The 10,790-nt window shown below is 69.4% G+C and carries 8 protein-coding genes; 4 read left to right on the forward strand and 4 right to left on the reverse strand.

What is annotated here, in order from left to right; genetic code table 11:
• On the forward strand, positions 1-1,317 hold a 1,317-nt coding region (locus BMZ18_RS18950), incomplete at its 5' end, for an HNH endonuclease signature motif containing protein (RefSeq protein ID WP_074922391.1).
• 104 nt (positions 1,318-1,421) lie between these two features.
• Here the strand turns inward: BMZ18_RS18950 and BMZ18_RS18955 are convergent.
• Entirely contained in the window at positions 1,422-2,807 is a 1,386-nt protein-coding gene (locus tag BMZ18_RS18955; RefSeq protein ID WP_068365767.1) for a cation:dicarboxylate symporter family transporter, read from the reverse strand.
• A 158-nt stretch (positions 2,808-2,965) separates the two neighbouring features.
• Between BMZ18_RS18955 and BMZ18_RS18960 the strand changes: the two genes are divergently transcribed.
• Positions 2,966-4,540 carry a sensor histidine kinase gene (locus BMZ18_RS18960; protein ID WP_068365766.1) on the forward strand — a complete coding sequence of 525 codons (1,575 nt, stop codon included), beginning with the start codon at positions 2,966-2,968 and terminating at the stop codon, positions 4,538-4,540.
• Entirely contained in the window at positions 4,537-5,238 is a 702-nt protein-coding gene (locus BMZ18_RS18965; RefSeq protein WP_244516612.1) for a response regulator, read from the forward strand. The genes BMZ18_RS18960 and BMZ18_RS18965 overlap by 4 nt, the downstream gene beginning before the upstream one ends.
• Here BMZ18_RS18965 and BMZ18_RS18970 read toward each other — a convergent pair.
• Genes BMZ18_RS18970 through BMZ18_RS18980 form a run of 3 tightly spaced genes read right to left on the reverse strand, consistent with a single transcriptional unit; the run spans position 5,235 to position 9,188 of the window.
• On the reverse strand, positions 5,235-6,125 hold the full coding sequence (locus BMZ18_RS18970; RefSeq protein ID WP_068365765.1) for an alpha/beta hydrolase: 891 nt from the start codon (positions 6,123-6,125) through the stop codon (positions 5,235-5,237). The two genes, BMZ18_RS18965 and BMZ18_RS18970, sit on opposite strands and share 4 nt — an antisense overlap.
• A gap of 34 nt (positions 6,126-6,159) precedes the next feature.
• Positions 6,160-8,298, reverse strand: coding sequence for a S9 family peptidase (locus BMZ18_RS18975; RefSeq protein WP_082895213.1), 2,139 nt, complete (start codon positions 8,296-8,298; stop codon positions 6,160-6,162).
• Positions 8,299-8,303: 5 nt separating this feature from the next.
• Positions 8,304-9,188 carry a phosphoribosylaminoimidazolesuccinocarboxamide synthase gene (locus BMZ18_RS18980; RefSeq protein WP_068365768.1) on the reverse strand — a complete coding sequence of 295 codons (885 nt, stop codon included), beginning with the start codon at positions 9,186-9,188 and terminating at the stop codon, positions 8,304-8,306.
• A gap of 64 nt (positions 9,189-9,252) precedes the next feature.
• Here BMZ18_RS18980 and BMZ18_RS18985 point away from each other — a divergent pair, with 64 nt between their 5' ends.
• Entirely contained in the window at positions 9,253-10,674 is a 1,422-nt protein-coding gene (locus BMZ18_RS18985; RefSeq protein ID WP_068365763.1) for an MDR family MFS transporter, read from the forward strand.
• Positions 10,675-10,790: the final 116 nt, after the last annotated feature.

Raw genomic sequence — 10,790 nt, forward strand, 5'->3', positions numbered from 1 at the left:
GCCATGGTCGACATGATGGTCGACCGCCGTGATCCCGATGCCGTCCGCGCCCGGCGGGAGAAGGCGAAGCGGAATCGGGAGTTCACCGTCGAGATCGGCCGTGACGGCTTGGCATCGGCGACAGACACCCGGCCGGCGGAGGACATCGTTGCTCTCCACGCGTCCGTGACGAGGTTGGCTGCGCAGGTGTGCCCGAAGGACACCCGCTCCAAGGCCGCGCGGGCGTCCGATGCGCATTACGCGTTGATCACTCAAACCGGATTCGGCTGCAACTGTGACCGCCCCATCACCGACTGCCGCTACAAGAACATCGACCTGACCAAGTTCGCGGCGACCGCCCCGCGGATCGTGATCCACCTCGTCACCGACACCACCACCCTCACCGGCCCCGTCCCCGCCCCCGAGAACGAGAGGGTCTGCCGGTCACCGCAGCACCTGGCGCGACCGAACATCGAGCCAACCCCTGCGGCCCAGCCCGATGCGACGGAACCGGTTGTAGCAGGACCGGTTGCAGCAGGACCGGTTGCAGCGGATCGGTCCGGCGCCGTAAACCAGGCCGAAGCCGCCGCGGACCCGATTTCCACCGAGTCGCCGGCGGTCGAGGTGCCCTCGGAGGGCCCGCACGGATGCGAAGAGCCCATCGGTCTCGACACCGTCGACGGCGTCGGATTCCTCCCCGGCATCGGGATCATCTCCGGCGCCCACGTCCGCGACCTCGCCGCCGACCCCAGCACGATCATCCGGCCGTGGGGTGACGGCACCGACACCCCACTGCCGGCGACGCAACCATCGGACCCCTACCGACCCTCCGCCGCGCTCGACGCCTACGTGCGTGCCCGCGATCTGTTCTGCACCTGGCCCGGCTGCAACCGGCCCACCCGGGACGGGGACCTCGACCACATCACCGAATACGACCACACCCACCCCGAACGGGGCGGGCGCACCAACGCGGCCGGACTCGGCGCCAAATGCCGGTTCCACCACCTGCTGAAGACGTTCGCCGACTTCGTGGACGATCAGTACCCCGACCCGACCGACCCGAGTCGGCTGATCCGCACCATCACCATCCCCGACGGGCGCACCGTCCTCGGGCCGGCGTTCACCGGGCACGACGTCCACCCCGGACTGGACGCCATCGTCTTCGGCGAACCACCCACCGAAACCGGACACAGACCGAGACCGACACCGGCAGAACGCTTCCGACCCGCCCCACGCACCGAGCAGAAACACGCCCGCCGCCGACAGGAACGGAACCGCAACCGCCTCCGCAACGCGATGAAGCACCACCCACCCGACGACACCCCACCCCCGTTCTGACCGGGGCAGAAGCACGCCGAACGTGGAAACGGCGGGCGCACCCTCTGATCGAGAGTGCACCCGCCGTGGTCGGTGCGGTCCCGGCTCGTGGCCGGGCGGTGGACCTAGCTCTTGACCAGGTCCGGCTTGGTCTCCGGATCGCGAGCCTCGCCGTGTCCGTCGTCGACCATCGTGGTCTCGTCGAACGGGAGCTTGCCGTCGAGCACGTCCTTGACCCGAGCGTTGTCGATGGTCTTGGTCCAGGTGCCCACCAGCATGGTGGCGACAGCGTTGCCGGAGAAGTTGGTGACGGCGCGAGCCTCGGACATGAACCGGTCGATGCCGACGATCAGGCCGATGCCGTCGAGCAGCTCGGGGCGGTGGCTCTGCAGGCCGCCGGCCAGGGTGGCCAGGCCGGCACCGGAGACGCCGGCTGCACCCTTCGAGGCGATGATCATGAAGAGCAGCAGCGAGACCTGCTCGCCGATGGAGAGCGGGCTGCCCATGGCGTCGGCGATGAAGATCGACGCCATCGTCAGGTAGATCGCGGTGCCGTCCAGGTTGAACGAGTACCCGGTGGGGACGACGACGCCGACGGTCTGACGCTGGACACCGACGTGCTCCATCTTGGCGATGAGGCGGGGCAGAGCCGACTCGGACGACGAGGTGGCGACGATGAGCAGGTACTCGCGGCCCAGGTACTTGCAGAGCTTGAAGATCGAGACGCCGGAGACGAAGCGCAGGATCGTGCCGAGGATGCCGAAGACGAAGATGGTGCAGGTCAGGTAGAAGGCCAGCATCAGGGTGGCGAGCTGGATGACCGCGTCGATGCCGGTGTCCCCGACCACCTTGGCGATGGCACCGAAGGCGCCGATCGGGGCGAGCCACAGGATGCCGGCGAGGATGCGGAAGACGAGCTTCTGGATCGAGCCGATGCCCTTGAGGATGCCCTCGCCCTGCTTGCCCATGGCCTGCAGACCGAAGCCGACGAGCAGTGCGACGAAGAGCGTCTGCAGCACGCTGCCCGCGGTGAGCGACGAGAGCAGCGAGGTCGGGATGATGCTCTGGATGAAGTCCATGGTGCCGCCGGCGGCCTCGTTCTGTCCGACGAGCTTGTCGACCGCCGCACTGTTCGACTCGATGTTCAGACCGGAGCCGGGCTGGATCAGGTTGCCGACCACCATGCCGATGGCCAGGGCGAAGGTGGACATCGCGATGAAGTAGCCGAGCGCCATGCCGCCGACCTTGCCGACGCTGGCGGCTGCCTTCACCGAGCCGATGCCGAGCACGATGGTGCAGAAGATGACGGGGCTGATCATCATCTTGATCAGCGAGACGAACATGGTGCCGAGGACACCGAACTCGGACGCGGTGTCCGGGGCGACGAGCCCGAAGATCACGCCGCCGACGACGGCGACGATCACGGCGCTGTAGAGCCAGTGGGTCTTGTCTCGCTTCTTCTTCGGCGGCGGAGTCGGCGAGGCGGGTTCGACGTCGTGCGTGGTGGTCATGTTCTCGTCCTTAGAATCGAGGCGTGAGGTGAGTCACGCGGTCTGCAGAGAACTGTGGTGCACCGCGTGATCCCAGTCACGAATCTGTTCATTACGTTCACGTTGCGCGGGGTTGCACACAATCCCACCGGTGAACGACGACTCACCGAAAGGTCGTCTTGACCAGCACGAATGCCCGACGGCGACGTCGGTCGCGCAGCGTTGCCCGGAGATTGTTCCTGGGGCAGCTCGCCGTGGTGACGGTGCTCGTGGCCATCGGTGGCATCGCCGTCGTTCTGGACGAGCGTGCGCTCAGCGACGAGGCGACGCGTCACGAGGTGACCGCGATCGTCGAGTCGCTCGCGACGTCCCCGTCCACGGCGGAGGCCATCGAGTCCCCCGATCCCACCGCGATCCTGCAACCCGTCACCGAGGAGATCCGGCGCGCCACGTCCGTCGACTTCATCGTGGTCATGGCGCCCGATCGCACCCGCTTCACCCACACCAACCCGGAACTCATCGGCGGACAGTTCACCGGGTCGATCGACCGGGCCCTGGCGGGCGAGACGTTCACGGAGTCCTACGAGGGATCGCTGGGCCCGTCCATCCGGGCGGTCACCCCCGTGATGGACGACGGCGGCACCCTGGTCGGGTTGGTGTCCGCGGGCGTCACCCGCGCGCGCATCTCGGACCGCTTCGTCGCCGGCCTGCCCGTCGTCCTCGCGGTGGTGGCGGCGGCGCTGGCCGTCGCCGTCGGTGCGTCGTGGATTCTGAACCGTCGGCTGAAGAGTCAGACGATGGGACTCGCCCCGGACGAGCTCCGCAGCATGTACGACCATCACGACGCCGTTCTGCACTCCATCGGCGAGGGCCTGCTCGTGTGGGGACACGGCGACGAGGCGGAAGTGGTCAACGACGAGGCGCGGCGCCTGCTCGACCTCGAGAGCGACACCGTCTCCCGCCGGGACCTGCCGGAATCGCTGCGCGGACTGGGCGATTCCTCCGTGCGCGACGAGATGCACCTGACGTCGACCCGCGTCCTCGTGGTCAACCAGAACCCGGTGATTCGCGGCTCGCGACGCCTCGGCACGGTGACCACCGTCCGCGATCACACCGAGCTGCAGCGCGTGCTCGGTGAACTGGACTCGATGACGTCGTTCGCCGAATCGTTGCGCTCACAGGCGCACGAATCCGCCAACCGGCTGCACACGGTGATCACGATGGTCGAACTCGGTCGCACCGAGCAGGCCGTGGAGTTCGCCACTCAGGAACTGGCGTTGTCGCAGAACCTCATCGACCGCCTCATGAGCACGGTGCAGGAGCCGGCGGTGGCCGCGCTGCTGCTCGGCAAGGTCAGCCAGGCCGCAGAGCAGGGTGTCGAACTCACCGTCACCGAGGACACCGCGCTCGCGGACACCGACGCCGTCGCGCGTCGGGAATTGGTCACTCTGGTCGGGAACTTGATAGACAATGCGATCGACGCGGCCAAGCAATCCGACGAGGCGTGGGTAGAGGTGAGTGTGCGCGAGACCGACACCGATGTGGTGGTGGAGGTGGCCGACAGCGGGCCCGGTATGGACGCCGACGCTCTGGCCCGCGCACGCACCCGCGGCTACTCCACCAAGTCCGGATCCCGCGGCCTCGGCCTGGCCCTGGTCTCCCAGGTGATCCACCGTCACGGCGGCACCCTGTCCTCGACCGCCTCCGCGGGGTCCGTCGTGACCGCCACGATCCCGCTCGGATCGCTGCGGTGAGCGACGGTGACGTGCGGGTCCTGGTGGTCGACGACGAGCCCCTGATCGCCGAAGCCCACTCGAGCTACGTGGGGCGCGTCCCCGGTTTCACCGTGGGTGCGGTGGCGCACTCGGGCGCCGGCGCCCTCCGCGCCGCGACGACGGCCATCGCCGACGGCGATCCGTTCGACCTGGTTCTCCTGGACATCGGGCTGCCCGACGCGAGCGGGATCGACGTCGCCGCCGCCCTCGGCGGTCTGCGGCCCGGTCCCGACGTCATCGCCATCACGTCCGAGCGCGATCTCGCGGTGGTACGTCGGGCCGTCGCCCACGGCATCGTGCTCTACCTGCTCAAGCCCTTCACGTTCGCCGCGTTCCGGGACAAGCTCGAGCGCTACGGGGAGTTCCGCTCCGCCCTGCAGGGCGGCGAGACGGCCGTCAGCCAGCGCGACATCGATCGGGCGATGGCGTCGCTGCGGACCGCGGACGAGCGGGCGTCGACGCCGAAGGGCATCGCCCCGCAGACCCTGACCGAGATCTCGAACACCGTCCGCGCGACGCCCGACGGCGTGGGCGCGTCCGACGCCGCCGCGGCGGTCGGCGTCTCGCGGGTCACCGCGTGGCGCTACCTCGAGCGCCTGGCCGACGACGGGTTGGTGGAGCGGCACACCGAGTACGGCCGGGCGGGGCGCCCGCAGGTGCGCTACCGCTGGCGTTAGACGGGCACGACCCGACGCAGGAAGGCGAGCTGGTCCGCGATCACCGTCTCGAACGCGTCGCCGAGGTAGATGTCGAAGTGGCCGTAGGGGTAGAGGAGCACCTCACCGCGCGGCGCCTTCTCCACGTGTCGGAGGGTGGCGCGTGCGGGAGCCACGGTGTCGGTTCCGCACACGCAGAACAAGGCCGGGCAGGAGAGCTTTTTCGCCGACCGACCCGGGAAGTATCGAGTGATCTGCAGCGCGAAGCGGGCGGCGACCGCGTCGACGAAGTCCAGTCCCTCGGGTCGTAGCGCGCGGTAGCCGCTGTCCGCGTCGTCGGCGGCCATCAGCGCCTTGCCGCCGCGCGGGGCGGCGAGCGGGACCAGCACCGGCGGGGCCGTCCGCGCCGCGGCCACCACGTCGCGCACCACGGACGGCGCGATCTTCAGGGTGGAGACGAACGGGGTGGCCAGGGCGGAGGCGAGCCCGTCGGTGAACGGGCACTGCGAGACGACGGCGGCGATCCGACCGTCCCGAGCGGCCACCTCGATGACGTGGCCACCACTGAAGGACGAACCCCAGAGAACGACGCGGGACGAATCGACGCCGTCCAGCCGGCGGGCGTACCGCACCGCCGCCGCCCAGTCCGCGAGTTGACGCTCGATGTCGAGAAGTTGCCGCGGCTCTCCCTCGCTGGTGCCGAAGTGGCGGTAGTCGAACACGAGGCACGCGTACCCGTCCGCGGTGAAGCGCTCCGCGTACGCGTCGAGACGCATTTCCTTGACCCCGCCGAGGCCGTGGGCCAGCACCACGATGGGGACGGACGCGTCCGCCGCCGCCTCCGGCCGGTAGAGCCAGGCCGCGCACCGATCGTCGCCGGAGGGGAACTCGACGTCGATTCGTGTCACTGCGGCACCCTCCCGATCGGAACTTACTCGGGAGTCAGTTTGACCCCTCCTGCGCCGGATCGGCAACCTGCTCGGCCCCGGTTCGGGAGATCACCCAGGCGTACTCGAACGCGACCTCGCGCCACTGTTCGTACCGCCCGCTGACCCCGCCGTGACCCGCGTTCATCTCCGTCTTGAGCAGAATCGGTTCGCTGCCGGTGTTCCTCGCCCGCAACGCCGCCACCCACTTGGCCGGCTCGACGTAGAGCACGCGAGTGTCGTTCAACGAGGTCACGGCCAGGATGGCCGGGTAGTCCTTCGCCTCGACGTTCTCGTACGGCGAGTACGACTTCATGTAGTGGTAGACCTCGGGGTCGTGCAGCGGGTCACCCCACTCGTCCCACTCGATCACCGTCAGGGGAAGGGACGGATCGAGGATCGACGTCAGCGGATCCACGAACGGGACATTGGCGAGAATCCCAGCGAACAGCTCCGGCGCCATGTTGGCCACCGCGCCCATGAGCAGGCCGCCGGCGCTGCCGCCGTCGGCGACCAACTGCGCCGGGGTGGTGACGCCGGTGTCGATCAGGTGGTGGGCGGCGGACACGAAATCGGTGAACGTGTTCTTCTTCCGCAGCATCTTGCCGTCGTCGTACCATCGGCGTCCCATCTCACCGCCGCCGCGCACGTGCGCAATGACGAAGACGATGCCGCGATCGAGCAGCGACAGGCGCGAGACCGAGAACCCCGGATCCATGCTGGCCTCGTAGGAGCCGTAGCCGTAGAGCAACGTCGGCGCCGGACCCGTCACGTCGCGACGGGCGATGACGGACAACGGGATTCGCGTGCCGTCCGCGGCCGTAGCCCACTCCCGCTTCTGGGTGTACCGCGCCGGGTCGAAGTCACCGAGCACCGGCTGCGACTTGCGCAGGATGCGCTCGCCCGTCGCCGGGTTCAGGTCGTACACCTGCGAGGGCGTGATGAACGAGGTGTAGCCGAACCGGAGCAACGGAGCCGCCCACTCGGGGTTGGCGCCGAGCCCCACCGAGAACAATTCCTCCTCGAACTCGAGCTCGGCCGGCTCGCCGTATCCGTCCGGGCCGAGCGGCCACAGCGCCATCCGCGGCACCGCGCCGCGGCGGTACGAGAGCACGAGATGCTCGGCGAACGCGTCGACGTCCTCGAGCCGGACGTCGTCGCGGTGCGGCACCAGCACCGTCGTCGACGTCGGGTCGCTCACCGGCGCCTCGACCAGGACGAAGTTGTCCGCCTTGGTCCCGTCGACCTCGTCGTTGTGCAGGATGAGGAACCGGTCCTCACCGGCGACCACGGCGTGCTCGACGTGGTACTCGACGCCTGCGCGACGCGGCAGGATCACCCGGAACTCGCCGCTCGGATCGTCCGCCTCGAGGTAGTGCATCTCGGTGGTGATCTTCGAGCCCACCGAGATCAGCAGGTACTTCTCGCTCCGGGTGGCGCCGAAGGAGACCCAGAACGCCTCGTCCGGCTCGTGGAACACCACCACGTCCTCCGACGTCGGGGTGCCGACGCGGTGACGCCAGACGCGGTCGGGCCGCCAGGACTCGTCGACGGTCTGATAGAAGAGGAACTCCCGGTCTCCCGACCACGTCGCGCCGGGCGCCGCACCCTCGATGACGTCGGGCAGCAGGTCGCCGGTACGCAGGTCCTTGATCCGCAGCGTGTACCGCTCGTCGCCCGTCGTGTCCTCCGAGTACGCCAGCAGCGACCCGTCGCGGGTGAGCGCGAACGCCCCGAGGGAGAAGAAATCGTGCCCCTCGGCGAGCACGTTGCTGTCGAGCACCACCTCCTCGCCGGGGATGTCGACCCCCACCTCGAGCACGGGCGGATTCCAGTCGTCCGGCGCGGCGACCGGGCAGCGGCACTGCACGCCGTAGCTCTTGCCCTCCGCCGTGCGTCCGTAGTACCACCAGTCGCCCCGGCGGGTGGGGACGGACAGATCCGTCTCCTTGGTCCGCGACTTGATCTCCTCGAACACCGCGTCCCGCAGCGGCTGCAGGTGCGCGGTCTGCGCCTCGGTGTACGCGTTCTCCGCCTCGAGGTAGGCGATCACCTCGGGATCGGACTTGTCGCGCAGCCACTCGTAGGGGTCGACGACGACGTCGCCGTGGTGGCGTCGCTCGGTCGGGACCGTGGCGGCGACGGGCGGCTGCAGGGGTGTCACGGGCGGACCCAATCGTCGAAGGACAGGCCCGAGACGGTCTCGTAGGCCTCGATGTACCGAGCGCGGGTGCGCTGCACCACGTCGTCCGGCAGTGGCGGCGGCGGCGCGTCACCCGTTCTGTCCCAGCCCGATTCGCCGGTCAGCCAATCGCGGACGATCTGCTTGTCGTAGCTCGGTTGCGTCCGGCCGGGTTCGTACCCCGCCCGCGGCCAGTAGCGCGACGAGTCGGGCGTGAGCACTTCGTCGGCCAGGATCAGCGTCCCCGTGGCGTCGACCCCGAACTCGAACTTGGTGTCGGCGAGAATGATTCCGCGCGACTCCGCGTGGTCGGCCGCGCGGCGGTAGATGTCGAGGGTGGCGGTGCGGAGGGCGTGCGCCCGGTCCGCGCCGACGGTCGCGACCACGGTGTCGAAGTCGACGTTCTCGTCGTGCTCGCCGAGCGCCGCCTTCGCCGCGGGGGTGAAGATCGGCTCCGGCAGCGCACTGGACTCGACCAGGCCGTCGGGCAGCGGCACACCGCAGACACCCCCGGTGGCGCGGTAGTCGATCAGGCCCGAGCCGGTGAGGTACCCGCGGGCGACGCACTCCACCGGCACCATGTTGAGCGAGCGCACCACCAGCGCGCGGCCGAGGACCTCCTCCGGAATCCGCGGGTCGTCGGGCCCGCCGGCGAGGTGGTTCGGCACCCCCAGCAGATGGAAGAAGAACACGCTCATCGCGGTGAGCACCCGACCCTTGTCCGGGATCGTCGTCGGGAGCACGTGGTCGTACGCCGAGATGCGGTCCGACGCGATCAGCAGCAGGTGCTCGTCGTCGATCCGGTGCAGCTCGCGCACCTTGCCGGCGGCCAGATGGGGATAACTCGACAGTGAGGGTCGCACGTCGACCGACACTAGTCGCGGGGCGCGCGGAACCGCGGCTCGGGCGTCTGCCACTCTCGGGTGCGTGGCGAACGAACCGGGAACGGCCGACGTCGGATTCCGGTCCGAACGCGGGCCGATCCTGGCGGCCCTGATGCTCTGCAACTTCCTGGTGGCCCTGGACACCACGATCATCGCGACGTCGGTCCTGACCATCGTGGGCGAACTCGGCGGCTTCGGGCAGTTCCCCTGGCTGTTCTCGGTGTATCTGCTCGCGCAGGCGGTGACCGTCCCGCTCTACGGCAAGCTCGCCGACCTGTTCGGCCGAAAACGGCTGGTGCTGTTCGGCATCGGAGTCTTCCTCGTCGGATCCGTCCTCTGCGGTCTGGCGTGGTCCATGCCCTCGCTCATCGTGTTCCGCGCCGTCCAGGGCATCGGCGCCGGCGCGGTGCAACCGATGGTGCAGACCATCGCCGGGGACATCTACACCGTCCGCGAACGCGCGAAGGCCCAGGGCTACCTCGCCAGCGTCTGGGCCGTGGCCTCGCTCGCCGGCCCGAGCCTCGGCGGACTGTTCTCCGAGTTCCTGTCCTGGCGGTGGATCTTCTTCGTCAACGTGCCGCTCTGCATCGTCGCCGCCGTCGTCCTGGCGCGGCGTTTCGACGAGACCGCTCGGCCCCGTGTCGCGCACCGCATCGACTACACCGGCGCGGCGCTGCTCACCGTCGGCGCGGGCGCGGTCGTCCTCGGGTTGCTCGAGGGCGGACGGTCCTGGGCGTGGGCCTCCGGCACCTCGGTGGCGGTGTTCGGACTCGGGGCGGTGACACTGCTCGCCTTCGTCGCCGTCGAGCGTCGCGCCGCGGCGCCCGTCCTTCCCCTCTGGGTACTCACCCGCCGGGTGCTGCTCGCCACGAGCGCCGTGGCCGCCGTCATCGGGTCCGTCGTCCTGGTGATCACCACGTACGTGCCGACGCTCGTCCAGGGCGTCCTCGGTCTCGGCGCGCTGGCGGGCGGATTCACCCTCGCGCCGTTGATGCTCGCGTGGCCGGCCATGTCGTCCCAGTCCGGCCGCGTGTACCTGCGTATCGGCTTCCGTCGCACGTCGGTGATCGGCGCGTCCGTCGTGGCACTGGGTTCTCTGCTCACGCTGCGCTGGTCGGAGTCGTCGTCGGTGTGGGAGGTGGCCGCGGGGTGCCTCGTCCTCGGTACGGGCATGGGCCTCGTCGCGAGCCCGGCGCTGATCGCCGCGCAGTCGTCGGTGAGTTACGCCGAGCGCGGGGTGGTGACGTCGACCAACACCTTCGCCCGCAACATCGGTAGCGCGGTAGGCATCGCGGTGTGCGGAGCCATCGTCAACGCGACCGTGGGCGGCGATCCACGCCCTGACGTCCTGGCCGACGGTCTGCACCTGGTGTTCTGGACCGTGGTCGGCGGGGCGGTGCTGCTCCTCGTCGCCGCGGCGGCGATGCCGGGCGGACGCGTGGCGTCACCGGAGAGCCGGGACTGACGGGGGCGCTGAGGGACTAGATGTAGTGACCTGAGAGGTTGTTGACGGCGTGCCGTCTTGAAATGGGGAGGACCTCCTGGCGGAGTGGATGTGTCTGGCATCTATCCGTAGGAGGT

This window comes from Rhodococcoides kroppenstedtii, assembly GCF_900111805.1.
In the GTDB taxonomy this organism is placed as follows: domain Bacteria; phylum Actinomycetota; class Actinomycetes; order Mycobacteriales; family Mycobacteriaceae; genus Rhodococcoides; species Rhodococcoides kroppenstedtii.